General features: G+C 68.7%; 12 protein-coding genes. 2 read left to right on the forward strand and 10 right to left on the reverse strand.

Annotated features, from left to right (window positions below; all coding sequences use genetic code 11):
- The first annotated feature begins 33 nt into the window (after positions 1-33).
- Positions 34-855, forward strand: coding sequence for a DeoR/GlpR family DNA-binding transcription regulator (locus tag QRN44_RS17170; protein ID WP_064293993.1), 822 nt, complete (start codon positions 34-36; stop codon positions 853-855).
- 61 nt (positions 856-916) lie between these two features.
- On the opposite strand, the gene QRN44_RS17175 is transcribed toward QRN44_RS17170, so the two are convergent.
- From QRN44_RS17175 to QRN44_RS17195, 5 genes are all read right to left on the reverse strand, one after another.
- Complete coding sequence (locus tag QRN44_RS17175) at positions 917-1,810, reverse strand: LacI family DNA-binding transcriptional regulator (protein ID WP_285039755.1); 894 nt, start codon at positions 1,808-1,810, stop codon at positions 917-919.
- 73 nt (positions 1,811-1,883) lie between these two features.
- A complete protein-coding gene (locus QRN44_RS17180) occupies positions 1,884-3,788 on the reverse strand; it encodes a BNR-4 repeat-containing protein (RefSeq protein WP_285039757.1) in 1,905 nt (634 codons plus the stop codon).
- 46 nt (positions 3,789-3,834) lie between these two features.
- Positions 3,835-5,169 carry an extracellular solute-binding protein gene (locus QRN44_RS17185; RefSeq protein ID WP_285039759.1) on the reverse strand — a complete coding sequence of 445 codons (1,335 nt, stop codon included), beginning with the start codon at positions 5,167-5,169 and terminating at the stop codon, positions 3,835-3,837.
- A 94-nt stretch (positions 5,170-5,263) separates the two neighbouring features.
- Positions 5,264-6,202: a carbohydrate ABC transporter permease gene (locus QRN44_RS17190; protein ID WP_083397394.1), complete on the reverse strand. Its 939-nt coding sequence runs from the start codon at positions 6,200-6,202 to the stop codon at positions 5,264-5,266.
- Positions 6,199-7,047 (reverse strand): carbohydrate ABC transporter permease, encoded by an 849-nt coding sequence (locus QRN44_RS17195; protein ID WP_139205479.1) that lies wholly within the window; start codon positions 7,045-7,047, stop codon positions 6,199-6,201. Before QRN44_RS17195 ends, QRN44_RS17190 begins: the two co-directional genes overlap by 4 nt.
- A gap of 272 nt (positions 7,048-7,319) precedes the next feature.
- Between QRN44_RS17195 and QRN44_RS17200 the strand changes: the two genes are divergently transcribed.
- A complete protein-coding gene (locus QRN44_RS17200; RefSeq protein WP_064293998.1) occupies positions 7,320-7,859 on the forward strand; it encodes a hypothetical protein in 540 nt (179 codons plus the stop codon).
- Positions 7,860-7,931: 72 nt separating this feature from the next.
- Here the strand turns inward: QRN44_RS17200 and QRN44_RS17205 are convergent, their stop codons facing one another.
- The 5 genes from QRN44_RS17205 to QRN44_RS17225 form a co-directional block, all read right to left on the reverse strand.
- The gene (locus tag QRN44_RS17205; protein ID WP_350310103.1) at positions 7,932-10,034 is read right to left on the reverse strand and encodes an alpha-galactosidase; all 2,103 of its coding nucleotides are present in this window, start codon (positions 10,032-10,034) and stop codon (positions 7,932-7,934) included.
- A 7-nt stretch (positions 10,035-10,041) separates the two neighbouring features.
- A complete protein-coding gene (locus QRN44_RS17210; protein ID WP_079000404.1) occupies positions 10,042-11,364 on the reverse strand; it encodes an ABC transporter substrate-binding protein in 1,323 nt (440 codons plus the stop codon).
- A gap of 77 nt (positions 11,365-11,441) precedes the next feature.
- Positions 11,442-12,311: a carbohydrate ABC transporter permease gene (locus QRN44_RS17215; RefSeq protein ID WP_079000402.1), complete on the reverse strand. Its 870-nt coding sequence runs from the start codon at positions 12,309-12,311 to the stop codon at positions 11,442-11,444.
- Positions 12,308-13,252: a carbohydrate ABC transporter permease gene (locus tag QRN44_RS17220; protein WP_064294001.1), complete on the reverse strand. Its 945-nt coding sequence runs from the start codon at positions 13,250-13,252 to the stop codon at positions 12,308-12,310. The genes QRN44_RS17215 and QRN44_RS17220 overlap by 4 nt, the downstream gene beginning before the upstream one ends.
- Positions 13,249-15,258, reverse strand: a complete 2,010-nt coding sequence (locus QRN44_RS17225) for a beta-galactosidase (RefSeq protein WP_285039764.1) — start codon at positions 15,256-15,258, stop codon at positions 13,249-13,251. The genes QRN44_RS17220 and QRN44_RS17225 overlap by 4 nt, the downstream gene beginning before the upstream one ends.
- Positions 15,259-15,287 lie beyond the last annotated feature (29 nt).

Consider the following 15,287-nt stretch of genomic DNA (forward strand, 5'->3'; position numbering starts at 1 on the left):
GACAGACTGGCAACCGGGTCGAAGGAGGACGCTGTGCTCGGTGCGGAACGCAGATCGCAGATCATGTCGGAGGTGCGCCGCAACGGTGCGGCGAGCGTCGTCGACCTCGCGACCGCGCTCGGCGTCAGCGAGATGACCGTGCGGCGCGACATCGAGCAACTCGCCACGGAGGGCCTCGTCGACCGCGTCCGTGGTGGCGCCACCACGCCCCGGCTGCCCGACCGTGTCGAGCTCGGCTTCCCCAACCAGGCACGCCGACTGCTGGCCGAGAAGCGCGCCATCGCCCGTCGCGCGGCCGTCCTCGTCGAGCCCGGCATGTCGGTCGGCCTGTCCGGCGGCACCACCACCTGGACCCTCGCGCAGGAGCTGCGCGCCATCCCGGAGCTCACCATCGTCACGAACTCCCTCCCGGTGGCAGACGTGTTCGCGCGGCCCGACCGCGCCGACGAGCCGTACACCCAGACGGTCGTGTTGACCGGCGGCGTCCGTACCCCCTCGGACGCCCTCGTCGGTCCGGTCGCCGTGCGGGCGATCGAGTCCCTGCACTGCGACGTCGTCTTCCTCGGCGTCCGCGGGATCGACCTGCAGGCGGGACTGACGACCTCGAACCTCCTCGAGGCCGAGACCAACCGTGCGTTCGTCGGCGCCGGGCGTCGCTCCGTGGTCCTCGCCGACCACTCGAAGTGGGGTGCCGTCGGACTGACGACGATCGTCGACCTCCGCGAGGTGGACCACCTCGTCATGGATGACGACGTGACCGAGGACGTCGAGACCACGCTCCGCGCGCAGTTCGGCGAGGTCTGGCTCGCGCCGGTCGCTTCCGCTTCGGTCGACGACGACCGCATGGACGACTGACCGCGCCGCTTCCAGCACCCCGGCACAGCGGAGCGCCGGCCTGTCCTCCCGCTCATGGACCTCAGCGCGCCGTGCTGTTCCGCGCGACGATCCGCGCGTCGACGACCACGTGCCGGACCGGCGTGTCGGCACCGGGCGGGGCGGCGATCTGACGTTCGAGCTCGGTGAAGGCCGCGCGCACGATCGCGTCGTAGTCGGGAGCGACCGTGGTGAGCGACGGGGTCGAGAACTGGGCGGCGTGGACGTCGTCGATACCGATCACCGCGACCTCCTCGGGAACCCGCCGGCCGGCTTCGTGGAGGGCCGCGAGCACGCCGAAGGCGATCGAGTCGTTGGAGCAGACGACACCGTCGAGCTCGACGCCCTCGGCGGTCATCCGACGCATCACGCGTCGTCCCTCCTCGGGGGTGAACGCGTCGACGTGCCCGATGAGCGACGGCTCCTGCGCGAGGCCGAGCCGCGCGACCACGTCCCGATACCCGGCGTACCGCTGATCCGCTGCGTCGGACGGACGTTCGTCCCTGGGCCCGATGAACGCGATGCGGGAGCAGCCGACCTCGGCGAGGTGGGTCGTCGCGGCGTCGGCGGCCGCCCGGTTGTCGATCGAGATGTGCGTGAACGGGCTCACCTGGATGTGCTCGCCGAGGAGCACCAGCGGCCCCGGGGAGGTCCGCCGCGTCAGGTCGCCGACCGTCAGCGAGCGGGGGATGTGTATGAGTCCGTCCGTGAGCGGCAGGCCCACCCCGTTGGCGATGTCGACCTCGCGGTCGTGGTCGCCCTCGGTGTGCTGGATGAGGATCGACAGTCCACGCTCGTCGGCGCCGCGGACGAGGAGCGTCGTGAGCTCCGCGAAGTACGGTTCGTCCAGGTTCGGGACGGCGAGCGCCACCATGCCCGTGCGCGAGCGGCGCGGTACCGGTGCCGATCGCTGAGAGCCGAAAGCGGCGTCCGACATGGTGCTGCTCCTCACTGCTGACCGGGTGGATCCCGGCCGCTCGGGACCGTTGCGGTCCCGACTGAGCACAACGCTATCTCGGGACATCGTCGTTCCTCGCGGATTCGGTGGCGGGTGCCGCGATCGCCTCGATCTCGAAGACCCGCGCGACGTCGGTCGCCGAGGCGGAGGGGTCGGTGATGAGCAGGCGCACCGCGTCGACGACCAGTCCGTCCACGGTCGCGGTGACGGTACCGGCGGTGTTGTCGTCGAACCGTCCGACCTCGACCCAGGCACCGCCCGTCCGGACCTCGACGGTGAAGTCACGGAGCACCGAATCGGTCGAGACTCCCCCGGCGTAGCCGCTCTTGACTCTGACCTCGGCGAGCGCCGTCGGGGCCTGCCAGGCGGCCGTGATCGTGGGTGCCGTGTCGCCGACCGCGGAGATCCAGCGACTCGCGTCCGTGCACACGCCGTCGACGGCGAGCGCACCGCCGGTGTCGGCTCGCAGCGACGACGACACGCTGACGGTCGCACCGAGTGCCACGTTCGTGCCGGATGCTTCGCCACGAAGGCCCGACACGATGTCTTGGAGCGAGGTCCCGCCGGTCTCGGCCGACGCCGCTCGCGGGATCGCCGCGTACCGGACGGTGCCGCGAGTGGTCTCGCTGAGTGGCGCACTCAGGTAGAGCACATCCGTGCCGTCGACGGTCTCCGCCCGCAGCCGTTGCTGGCCGAGTCGATCGGTGCCGACCGTGCGGGCCGTCCACGGGGTGCCGACCGTCTCGCGCTCCAGCCGGACCACCTGGCTGCGGTTCTCGCCGCAGACCTGCACGGCGAGGACCGCGTAGACGCGGTCGACTCCGCCGGCGCTCGTCGCGTCGATCGCGGCGACGGTCGAGACGCCGGAACCGAGCGCGGAGGCGTCGATGAGCGACTCGTCGTTCCAGGCACCGCCGTCCCACGAGGTGTATCGCACGTCGTATGCGGTCTCGTCGGCTCCGACGAACCGGTAGACGATCCCCGCGAGCGCCGTGCCGTCGAGGGCGAGCTTCGCGGTCTGCAACGCCGGCGTGTAGCTGCCGATGGCCTCGCCGGCACCGAAGGGGCGCCAGACGACGGATCCAGGGGTGGTCGGGGTGATCGGTCCGGTGAGCGCGGTCCCTGTGACGTCGGCGAAGGAACCGTCGGACGGGTCGTACGTCGCGTACGACCCGAGGTGCCGCGCCGGGTCCGCCGGGAACGGGCCCCATTCCCACAGCACGTGGACGCGGCCGTCGGCGTCCACCTCGAGGTCGTCGGGATAGAAGGAGTAGCCGGTCGCTGCGGCGACCACTGCTTCGCGTTCCCAGACACCGGTGTCGAGGTCGTACCGGTAGAGCCGCCCCTCTCGTCGCCCCTGCGCGTCCGTCCCGACGCGCACGAGCACCCAGGCGTCGCCGTCCGGCCCGCGCGCCGTCACCGGATAGGTGATCGCCGCGTCGAGGTCGGGCATGGACGACGTCGCCTCCACGAGCGAGGTGACGTCGCCGGGCACTGAGGAGCAGAACACGTTCCACTGCTCGTTGTGCATCGACACGAAGGCGTGGATGACGCCGTCGCCGTCGACCACGATCGAGGGCTGGTTGTGGCCGTTGTCGTCGGTGAAGGTCACGCAGGCACCTCCGGCCGTCGAGCGCAGGCACCCTTCGGTCCACGTCCCGTCCGCGCCCCGCGAGGCCAGGTGCACCTCGTGCTTGGACGCGGTGGACGCCGGCGCGTTGAAGGCGAAGTAGGAGACACCGTCGACGACGTCGAGCGGTCGCCACCAGCCGGCCTGGTTCGACGTGTCGACGGTGACGGGCACGGTCTCGACCGTGTCGGTCACCGCATTCCCGCCCGCGTCACCACGCACCGGTCCTCCGGGGGCGGCGACCGCCGGCGCCGTCACCCCCAGCGCGAGGACCGTGAGCGCGGCCGCGGCGAGCGCGCGGACGGTGTTCGATGAGCTGCGTCGCATGGTTCCCCCGGTGCCGGTCACAAGCGTCCGATCGTCGATCCGCGGCTCAGCCGACGAGCTTCTGAGCGGCTTCGCCTGCGGACTTCATGGCTTCAGCGGGCTTCTCCTGCCCGACGAGGACCGCCTGCACCTTCTCCGCGATCTTCGTCTCGATCTGCGAGTACTGCACGAACTTCCAGAACGGGTTCGTCGAGCTCGTCTTGGTGATGCGGTCACTGAAGTTCGTGGCGAACGAGTCGTTCTTCACGGCGTCGGAGTTGAGCGCGTCCTCGGTCGCCGGCGGCAGACCTCGGGCGGCGAAGTCCTCGAGCACGGTCTCCGGGTCGGACGTCACCCACTGGGCGAAGTCCGCTGCGGTGCCGGCGGCCGGACCGTCGACCACGGCGAGCGCCCCACCCCAGACGAGCGCACGCGGCGTGTCACCCTGCTTGAGGACCGGCCGGGAGACCGGCTGCAGCTTGCTCGCGAAGTCGGGGTCGGGTGATTCGCCGGTCACGGCGCTCCGTCCGACGATCGCGTCGTCGTAGATCGCGGTGCGCCCCTGCGCGAACAGTGAGCGTGCGTCGAAGCGGTCGACGTCGGCGGCGATGAGGCCCTGGTCGTACAGGCTCTTGTACCAGGTGACCGCCTCGACGCTCGCGTCGTCGCCGATCGTGACGGTGTCCCCGTCGACCAGCGGGCTGCCGAAGGTCTGCATCCAGATGAGGATGTCCTTCAGCTGCGCGGCCTTCGTCGACGCGGCGTAGGGGATCATGCCGTTGCCGAGACCCTTGAGCTGCTTGAGCGACCCCTCGAACTCGTCGATCGTCGTGGGGAACTCGCCGATGCCGGCCTGGTCGAGGATCGCCTGGTTGGTGACGAGGCCGATCGCGCCGATCGTCCACGGGAGGCCGTACTGCACGCCGTCGAATGTCGCGGCCGTGAGCCCTGCCTTCGTGTATCCGCGTCCCTCGGTCAGCCCGGAGACGTCCTGCAGCTTGCCGAGGCTCGCCAGCGAGCCGAGCCAAGCGACGTCGACGTGGGCGACACCGGAGAACTGCCCGCCGCGCACCTGCAGCATGAGCTGGTTGATGTACTCGTTGTAGGGGAAGGACACCTCACCGACGTCGATCTTGGCCTTGCCCTCGTACTTCTGCAGGAGGCTCTGGATGGCGGGTGCCGAAGCCTTCTCGGTGAGCGACCAGCTCGCGAAGTCGAAGTCGGTCGCGGTGCCGCCGGCGGTCGCCTTCGGGATGGATCCAGCCCCGGGTGCGGCACCGGTGGGTGCACATCCGGCGAGGGTGGCTGCGGCGACGCCGATGCCGAGGAACTGCAGGGCACGGCGGCGGGTGATGACGGTCTGCTGTGCGGCGGTGGCGAAGGACGGGGTGCGGTGGGACATGGCTCCTCCTCGAGCGTGATCCTGGTGGGACGTGTCTGGGTTGGTGGGACGGATTGTGGGGAGGCCGGCGGCGGGCCGGTCCGGTGTACTGCGCTCAGCCCTTCACGGCGCCGGCGGTCAGTCCGCCGACGAGGTGACGCTGCAGGGCCATGAACGCGATCGCCACGGGTAGGGAGACGACGAGGGACGCGGCCATGAGCTCGGGCCAAGCCGTGGCCGCCTCACCGACGAAGGTGTTCACGAGGCCGGGCGGGAGTGTCTGCTTGTCGGGTCCCGCGAGCGTGAGCGCGAAGATGAAGTCGTTCCACCCGCGGACGAAGGCGAACAGGCCCGCGGCGACCAGGCCGGGTGCGGACAACGGGAGAACGATGGAGTGGATGATCCGCAGGCGGGAGGCCCCGTCGACGCGGGCCGCCTCGATGAGTTCGTCCGGGATCGTGTCGAAGAACCCCTTCAACATCCAGACGCACAGCGGCAGGGTGAACGTCGTGAACGACAGCACCAGCGCTGCATAGGTGTTGAGGAGCCCGTAGGCGCTGAACACCGAGTACAGGGTGATCAGCAGCAACGCCTGCGGGAACATCTGCGAGGCGAGCACGAAGTACATGAGTGATCGACGCCCGCGGTAGCGGAACTTCGAGAACGAGTAGCCCATGTAGGCCGAAACGATCACGGACAGCAGGGCGGTGATGACGGACACGATGATGCTGTTCCGCAGGTAACCGAACAGGTCCGGGTTCGATGCGAGGGCGGTGTAGGCCTCGAAGCTGATCTCCGTGGGGAAGAGCTTCGGTGGGTACGAGAAGACCTGGGCGCGTGGGGTCAGCGAGGTGGCCAGCAACCAGTACACCGGCAGCAGCCCGAAGCCGCCGCAGACGATCACCGCGACCCAAGCGCTGATCCGGACCGCCCGGCTCTCCGAGCGGAAGAGCGACGGACGGCGTCGCAGCGTGCCGAGCTCGGTCGCGACGAACGGCGGTTGCGGGTCCGGCGTGGTGTCCTGCGGTGCCGGCGGGGCGGTGGAGACGCTCATTTCTGCTCGCCTTTCTCCGAGAATCGGACGTAGACGACGACGAGCGCCATCAGGAGGATGAGCCAGAGCAGCCCGAGGGCGCCCGCGTGGCCGAGGTCGAAGCCGCGGAAGGCGGTCTCGTAGACGGCGGTGGCGAAGGTCTGGGTGCTCCCAGCCGGGCCGCCGCCTGTCAGGACGTAGATGATGTCGAAGTGCTGGAAGTTCCAGATGAACTCGAGCAGCAGGACGAGGCCGATGATGCCCTTCAGCTGCGGGACCGTGATCGAGAAGAAGCGTCGGATGGTCCCGGCGCCGTCCATCTCGGCCGCCTCATGGAGTTCCTGTGGCACGGTCTGCAGGCCGGCGAGCAGCATGACCATGATCCAGGGGAAGGACTGCCAGGTCTTCGCGACGATCACCGCGAACATGGCCGTCTGGGGTTGTGCCAGCCACGCCTGCGCGTCGATTCCGAACAGACCGAGGATGGCGTTCGCCACTCCGTAGTTCGCGTTGAAGATCCACATCCAGAGGAACGACACGACGACGCCGGGAACGAGCCAAGGGATCAGCATGAGTCCGCGCATCACCTTGGCACCGCGGATGCGGGTGTTGAGCGCGAGGGCCAGTGCGAAACCGATGACGAAGGGGGCGATCGTCGTGCCGAGCGTGAAGACCATCGTCTGCCCGAGCAACTTGAGGAAGTCACCCTGCAGCACATCGATGATGTTCTGGAATCCGACGAACTCGCGGCCGGGCACCACCAGGCTCTGCTTGAAGAACGCCGTGACGAGAGCGGTCAGCAGCGGATAGGCGACGACCGCGACGAGCAGCGCGAGTCCGGGGAGGACCAGGACGAACGCGAACATTCCGTCCGGCATCCGTCTCGGTTTGTTTGAATTTGTTTTCAACTGTGAAGTCGTCATACTCACATCCTTGTGAGGAGCATTCCGCTGCACGCGGGGCTTCCTAGGGCTACGGCGCTTTTATCAGCGGCCAAGTGTTGTTCAGCATGCCGGGTTTCCCCGGAACAGGTCAACGCAGACTGATCACGTTTCCATAACGGACTGTTCATACTTGGTTGAACTTGTCGTCTAGGAGTGTCTGTCCGCTGTCAGAGTGGACATGGGAGAGTTGATGGGTGAACTACGACCTCAGCGCTCCTGCTCGCCGCGACATCAAAGGCCTCACGGCCGCCATCGAGTCGGCCGAGGACGCTGCTTCACTGCAAGCGCGTCTGAGCGTGCCCCGCTACGGCGTGTTCGATCTCGTCGGCCGGGCCCGCCGCTCGCCGATCATCGGCGGGCTCCTCCTGGCCGGTACGGCGCTCGACCAGAACGGCAAGCCGACGAAGCCGCTCCAGGTGCTCGAGACGATCCCCGAGCTGGACCCCGTCGACCCCGACCCCGGTGCCGTCGCCGCTCAGCTCGCCGAGCTCGCACATGGCGACCTCGTCACGGTGCGGTTCTCCGACGGCGCCTACGGCGACTTCGGCGTGACCGGCATCGCCGTCTGGTCGGTCCCCGGCACCACCTTCCTCGTGGGCGGCTGGCTCATCGGTTCCGCGGGTGCGCCGGCGCCCCGAGTCACCGAGCTCGTCCGTCTCGCACCCGTCGGCGACCACCCTTGGCCCGTCCCGGCCCAGATCACCGTCGTCGGCGAGGACATCGGCATCGACTGACCGTGCTCCGTTCGCCCAAACATGGGCGAACGAACACACATTCGCCCGAAGATGGGCGAATGAACGCGGCGGCTACTCCGCGTCGAGGGTGAAGAGCTGCGCCTGCTCGGGAGCGAGGAGCGGCATCGCGATCCCGACCTCGGCCAGCGCACGGCCGGTGAGCACGACCGAGCCCTCGACCAACCACCGGGGCGGTACGTCCTGGATCGACCGGGCGGGCGCACCGAGGTCGAGCGGGCGGACCCGATAGCGACGCTCGGGATCGAGGCCGGGCACGCGCAGCCGCGCGGGGATCGCCGTCAGCGGTGCGGCGAGCGCCACCTGCGCGACGATCGCGGACGAGCGGTCCTGGGCGATCACCCCGTGCGCGTGCAGTGCCGGGTCGGCGCTGTCCATGCGGACGATCTCGCCCGTGTGCAGCAGCGGGCGGAGGCGCTTGTAGTGCGCGATCCAGGTCGCGATCAGCTCGAGTTCCGGCTCACTCGCCTCGTTGAGGTTCCACTCGATGCCAGCGCTCCCGAAGAGGGCTGTGGCGAGGCGGAACGAGAGGTCCGAGGTGCGCCAGGTGGTGTGCGAATGGGCCGCACCGAGATGACCGCCGAGGTACTCCGGTGGAACGACGAGCCCCGTGTAGCGCTGGATCGACTGCCGCTCCAGCGGGTCGTTCGTGTCGCTCGTCCACACCCGCTCGACCCGTTCGAGGATGCCGAGGTCGATCCGCGCGCCACCTGAGGCGCACGACTCGATGTCGACACCGGGGTGCAGGGCACGCACCTCGTCGAGCAGTCGGTAGAGCGCCGTCGTCTGCCGGTGCGCCGAGCCGCCGAGGAGGTCGCGGTTGTGGTCCCACTTGAGGAACGCGATGTCGTACTCGGTCAGCAACGCGTCGAGGCGTCCGAGGAGGTAGGCGAAGGTGTCCGGGTTGTCGAGGTCGAGCACCCGTTGGAAGCGCCAGGTGGGAGCGTCCGGGTGCCCCAGCACCCAGTCGGGGTGGGTACGCGCGAGCTCGGAGTCGGGGTTCACCATCTCCGGCTCGACCCACAGTCCGAAGTCCATGCCGCCACCGGTGACCGCGTCGATGAGCGGCGACAGCCCCTCGGCCCAGCGTTCCGGGTCGACGAACCAGTCGCCCAGCGCGCGGCGGTCGTCCGTGCGACCGGTGAACCAGCCGTCGTCCAGGACGAACCGCTCGACACCGACGCGCTTGGCCTGCTCCACGAGGGTGAGCAGTGTCGGCAGGTCGTGGTCGAAGTACACGGCCTCCCAGGTGTTCAGCACCACCGGGCGGGGCTTCGTGATCGTGCTCCACGAGCGGATCCAGGGGTGCAGTCGCGCGGAGACGCCGTCGAGACCCGCGTCGGAGTAGACGGCGACCGTCCACGGCGACTCGTAGGTGTCCCCCGGTGCCAGCGTGACTTCACCGGGCGCGAGGAGTTCACCGGAGCCGGTGACCACGGGACCGAGTGGCGAGCGCTCGCTCCAGATCACCTTGTCGCCGCTCCATGCGAGGTGGGTCGCCCACACCTCGCCGCAGCGGAAGTCGAAGCCGGGTGCGCCCGCGACGGACAGGAACGCGTCGTCGTGACCGGGCCGTCCGTGACGGTGTTCGCGCGTCCAGGCGCCCTGCCCGAGGCGGTGGCGCTGCGGCGTGCGCTCGTGCGTCCAGAGACCGGTGAAGTCGAGGAGTTCCGTGGCGCGGTCGGGAAGCGGGAGCACGACGGCGAGGGCGTCGACGGCGAGGGGTCGGTCGACCTCGGCGTCGTTCCGCACCGTGTGCCGGACGCGGAGCACACCCTGGGGGGTCAACTCGATCGTCGAGACGATCGTCACCGCGGCGCGCTCGTCGGACGTCGTCAGGATCAGTGAGGTGTCGGTGGCCTGCTGGTCGATCAGCCGCAGCGCGAGCAGGTTCGACGCATCGGCTCCGCCCGGCCGGTGCACGCCGACACCCGGGCGGCCGCTCCAGCCGTCGAACACGGTGGGCAGCAGGCTGAGGCGCGGCGGGGCATCGATGGACGAGGGCGGGATCGCCGGCGTCAGCCCGTCGGCGAGGGCGGTGAGGGAGTCGGTGGCGAGTTCGCCGACATCGGCTCCCCAGTGGAGGATGGTGGGCACCTCCGTGCCGCGGGCGTCGACGATCAGGCTGACGCCCGCGGCACGAAGGTGGTGGATCACTGCTCTGTCACTCCTTGACGGGGATGGACTGCGCCTTGAGGGCGTCGATCGTCGCCGACTGGCCCTTGGTGAGGGCGTCGAGCAGGGTTCCGTCGCCGGAGACCGCAGCCTTGAAGCCGTCGGACACGTCGTTGTACGTCTGCGTCATCGTCGGACCCCAGGCGAAGTCCTCCGACACCTCGGAGGAAGCCTCCGCGAAGACATCGTAGATCGGCTGGCCGCCGTAGAAGTCGACGCCCTCCTTGAGGACGGGCAGGTTCAGGCCCTCCTTCGTCGCCGGGTAGATGTTGGCGCTCGTGTTGAGCATGGTGAGCGCCTCGTCCGAGGTGTTCAGCCACAGCGCGAACTTCGACGCCTCATAGGGGTGCTTGGAACCGGTGAAGACGGCGGTCGAGGAACCGCCCCAGTTGCCTGCCGCGGAATCGCCGGCCTCCCACTGCGGAGCCTTCGCGACGGCCCACTTGCCGGCGGTGTCGGGAGCACCCGACGCGATGGAGTTCGCGCCCCAGACGGCGGAGTTCCAGGTCCAGGCGGCGCTGGAGTTGTACGCGTTGTCCCACTCGGTCGTCCAGGTGGGGACGGTCGAGACGAGGTCCTCGTCGATCAGGTCCTGCCAGTAGTCGGCGACCTTCTTGGAGGCGGGGTCGGTCAGGTCGACGGTCCAGTCGGAGCCGTCGTTGTCGAACCAGCTGCCGCCGGCCTGCCAGACGAAGCCGGCGAACTGGTTGATGTCACCCTGCGAGAAGTTGGTGATGTAGGCACCGGTGGCGCGGACCTTCTTGGCGGCCTCCTTGTACTCCGCCCACGTCGTCGGGATGGCGATCCCGTTCTGCTCGAACAGGTCCGCGCGGTAGAACATGGCCATCGGGCCGGAGTCCTGCGGGACGGCGTAGACCGAGTCGGACTCACCGAGCGAGACCTGTCCCCAGGTCCAGTCGACGAAGTCGTCCTTGGCGGCCATGACGTCGTCGCACGCACCGAGGTCCATGAGGCCGTTCTGCACGCGGAAGTTCGGGAGGGCGTCGTACTCGATCTGGCCGAGGTCGGGGGCGTTGCCGGCCTTCAGCTGGTTGAAGAAGTTCTGGTACGTACCGCTGTTGCCGTTCGGGCCGGTCTGGACCTTGACCTGGATGTCGGGGTTCTCCTTGTTCCAGACGTCGACGACCTCTTCGATACCGGGGATCCAGGAGGTGAAGCTGAGGTCGACCTTGCCCTCGGCCGGGGCGCAGGAGGCAGCAGCACTGCCGCCCTCCGACCCGGTGGAGGAGCAGCCGCTCAGGACGACGGCCGACAGCACCGCTGCGGCGACCGCTGTTCTCTTGAGGTTCATAGCGAATCCGTTCTTCTGTGAATGGTGTGGGATGGGTGTTGGTGCGGGATGGAGAAGATGCCTGCTGGTCGGTCCGACTACTTCACGGCGCCGGCGCCGAGGCCGGAGCGCCAGAACCGCTGGAGCAGGAGGAAGGTGATGACGAGCGGGATGATCGACAGGAATGCGCCGACGAGGACGTAGAGGCGAAGCTCGGGAATCTGGTTGACCTGCGAGTTCCACGAGTAGAGCCCGAGGGTGACCGGGAACAGGGCTTCGTCGCGGAGCATGATGAGCGGCAGGAAGAAGTTGTTCCAGATGGCGACGAACTGGAAGAGGAACACGGTGACGAGCGCCGGGAACATGAGGCGTACGGAGATGGTGAAGAAGGTCCGGATCTCACCGGCACCGTCGAGACGCGATGCCTCGAGGAGTTCCTCGGGCACGCTCGACGCCGCGAAGATCCGCGTCAGGTAGACACCGAAGGGGCTCACCAGCGAGGGCAGGAAGACCGCCCAGAACGTGTTCGTGAGGCCCACCTGGCTGAAGATGAGGAACAGCGGGAGCGCGAGCGCGGTCGCGGGGACGAGCACACCGCCGAGGACGACGTTAAAGATCAGGTCGCGTCCCGGGAACCGGTACTTCGCGAGGGCGTAGCCGCACATGGCCGCGAAGAGCGTGCCGAGCAGTGCGCCGAGGCCGGCGTACAGCACCGAGTTCAGCATCCACTTGAGGTAGACGCCGTCGCGGTAGGCGACGAGCTGGCCGATGTTGTCGAACAGGTTGAAGTCCGCGAACCAGAGCGGAGCCGAGTTGCCGAACTGCGCTGACGACTTCGTCGAGGCGATGAACAGCCACCAGATGGGGATGAGGAAGTAGAGCGTGAAGACGAGCATCACGATGAGCGCGCCGGCGCGCGACAGGCGGCTCTCCTGCGGGCCGCGGCCGGTGGACAGGATGGCGGTCATTTGCCTTCCTTTCGCTGCGTGAACTTCAGGAACCCGAAGGAGAGGACGAAGGTCGCCAGCGCGAGCACGACCGAGAAGGCGGCTGCGAGGTTCACGTTCGGGATGGACGAGGTGGTGTAGACGGTGAGGTTCGGGGTGAAGGTGCTGCTGACGGCTGAGCTGAAGGTGCGGAACACCTGCGGCTCGGCGAGGAGCTGCAGCGTGCCGATGATCGAGAAGATCGCCGTGAGCACGATCGCCGGCATCACGAGCGGGATCTTGATCGACCAGGCGATGCGCGCCTGACCGGCGCCGTCGAGCCGGGCGGCCTCGTAGATCTCCGTCGGGATGGAGAGCAGCGAGGAGTAGATGATGAGCATGTTGTAGCCGACGAACACCCAGGTGACGACGTTCGCGATGGCCCAGAGCACGAGATCGGCCGAGAGGAAGTCCACGTTCTGCGTGATAGCGGTGAACGGCGACAGGTTCGGCGAGTAGAGGAAGCCCCACATGATGGCGGCGATCACGCCGGGCACCGCGTACGGGACGAAGAACGCGAGACGGAAGAACCGCTTGCCCCGCAGGAGCGGTGAGTCGAGCAGCAGCGCGAAGAGGAGCGCGAGCCCGAGCATCACCGGCACCTGGACGACGCCGAACAGGAGCACCCGTCCGACGGACTGCCAGAACGGGCCGTTCTGGAAGACCTGCACGTATTGCGCCAGTCCGCCGAACACCTCCCGGGCCTGACCGAAGGTGCCGTCACGCTCGATCACGAGCAGTGACTGGTAGACCGCGTACCCGATCGGCACGAGGTAGAACAGCGCGAACAGCACGGCGAACGGGACGATGAAGATGGCGATCGCCCGCTTGTGCTGCACCACCGCCTTCGGCAGCTTGGCCGCCCTCGGCGGGCGGACGGGCCGTGGCGACGTCGCCTCGGCCGTCTCGATGTTGACGCTCATCGCGTGCGGTCCTCTCTGATGACGCGCACGGTGCCGGCTGGCACGCGTGCGATGGAGTCGACGGGTTCGCCGGTGACGAGCTCGCGCCCGCTGGCCGGCAGCTCGACATCGTTCGTCGAGTGGTTGATGAGGAAGAGGTAGCTCCGACCCTCGTCGGCGCGGCGGATGACCTCGAGGCCAGGCTGGTCCGGATCACCCTGTGGCAGCGCCCCGGCCCCCGCGGCTGCGTCGCGGAGCACCTCGTCGAGCGCGACGGCATCCAGGTTCGTCGCGAGGTACCAGGCGTCACCGCCACCCGCGATGCGATTGCGCGTGATGGCCGGGCGACCGATCGACGGGCCGTCGGCGAAGGAGTCGACGACCTCGGCACCGCGGACGCGGGACCGCTCGGACCAGGCCGTCGCAGTCCGGCCCGACGCGAGCGTCAGCACCTGGCCGGGGAGGACGGGGGCGAACTCCTCGACGTTGACGCCGAGCAGGTCACGGAACGCACCGGGGTAGCCGCCGGGGCGGACCCGGTCCTCCTCGTCGGCGATCCCACTGAAGAACGTGACGACGGCGTGCCCACCGGCTGCGACGAAGTCCGAGACGACCGCGGCCTCGCTGTCGCGCACCAGGTACAGGTTCGGGACGACGACGAGCCGGTAGGCGGAGAGGTCGGCGCCCGGACGCACGACGTCGACGGTGTGACCCAGACGACGCAGCGACGCGTGGACCGCGTGGACCTGCGAGAGGTGGTCGATCGCGTGGGTCGGGCGGCTCTCGCCGTCGGCGGCCCACCAGTTCTCCCAGGAGAAGAGGAGGGCGACATCGGCCTGGACGCGCGTGCCGGTGATCTCGTCGAGTCGGTCGAGCGTGCCGCCCAGCTCGACGACCTCGCGCCACACGTCGGAGTCGGTGCCCGCGTGCGGCAGGAGGGCCGAGTGGAACTTCTCCGAGCCCTGCAGTGACGCGCGCCACTGGAAGAAGCAGATCGCCTCCGCGCCCTTCGCGACGTGCGTGAGGGAGTTCCGGGTCATCTCGCCCGGTGCCTTCGCGAGGTTCTGCGGCTGCCAGTTGACCGCACCGGTGGACTGCTCCATGAGCAACCAGGCGCCGCCCCCGGCGAGACCGCGCGTGAGGTCGCTCGCGAACGCGAGTTCGGCCGTGGGGTCCGCGAGGCGGTTGTCGAGGTAGTGGTCGTTGGCGACGACGTCCATCTCGGGCGCCCACCGCCAGTAGTCGAGGTTCCGGATGTGCGCGGTGACCATGAAGTTGGTCGTGACGGGCACCGAGCTGTGACGGCGCAGGACCTCGAGCTCGGCCCGGTAATAGCCGAGGAGCTCGTCGGAGGAGAAGCGGTGGAAGTCGATGACCTGGCTCGGGTTCCGGCTCGACAGGGTCAGGCGCGGCGGCAGGATCTCGGCGAAGTCGCTGTACTGCTGGCTCCAGAACGACGTGCCCCACGCGATGTTCAGACGCTCGATCGTCTCGTAGCGGGCGCGGAGCCAGCCTCGGAATGCCTCGGCGCTCTCGTCGTCGTAGCAGAGCGCGTTGTGGCAGCCGAGTTCGTTCGACACGTGCCAGAGCTCGACGGCGGGGTGTGCGCCGTAGCGCTTGGAGACGCGCTCCACGAGTTCGAGGGCGTAGCGACGGAAGACCGCGGACGACGGGCACCAGGCCTGGCGACCGCCAGGGAAGCGGGTCGTCCCGTCCTCGGTCTCGGGGAGGATCTCCGGGTGCCGGAACGTCAGCCACGGTGGGGCCGATGCGGTGCCGGTTCCGAGGTTGACCCGGATGCCGGCCTCGTGGAGCAGGTCGAGGATCTCGTCGAGCCCGGCGAAGTCGAACTCGCCCGGCCGTGGCTCGAGGTGCGACCAGCCGAAGATGTTGAGGGCGACGAGGTCGACGCCCGCCTCCTGCATGAGCGCGACGTCTTCGCGCCAGACGGACCGATCCCACTGCTCGGGGTTGTAGTCGCAGCCGTAGGCGATGCCGTCGTGGCTGAACGTGGGGGTCGTGCTCATGGTGCCTTCCGCGATCTGTGAACGTGCAC

This window comes from Plantibacter sp. lyk4-40-MEA-4, assembly GCF_030209415.1.
Taxonomy (GTDB): Bacteria; Actinomycetota; Actinomycetes; order Actinomycetales; family Microbacteriaceae; genus Plantibacter; species Plantibacter flavus_A.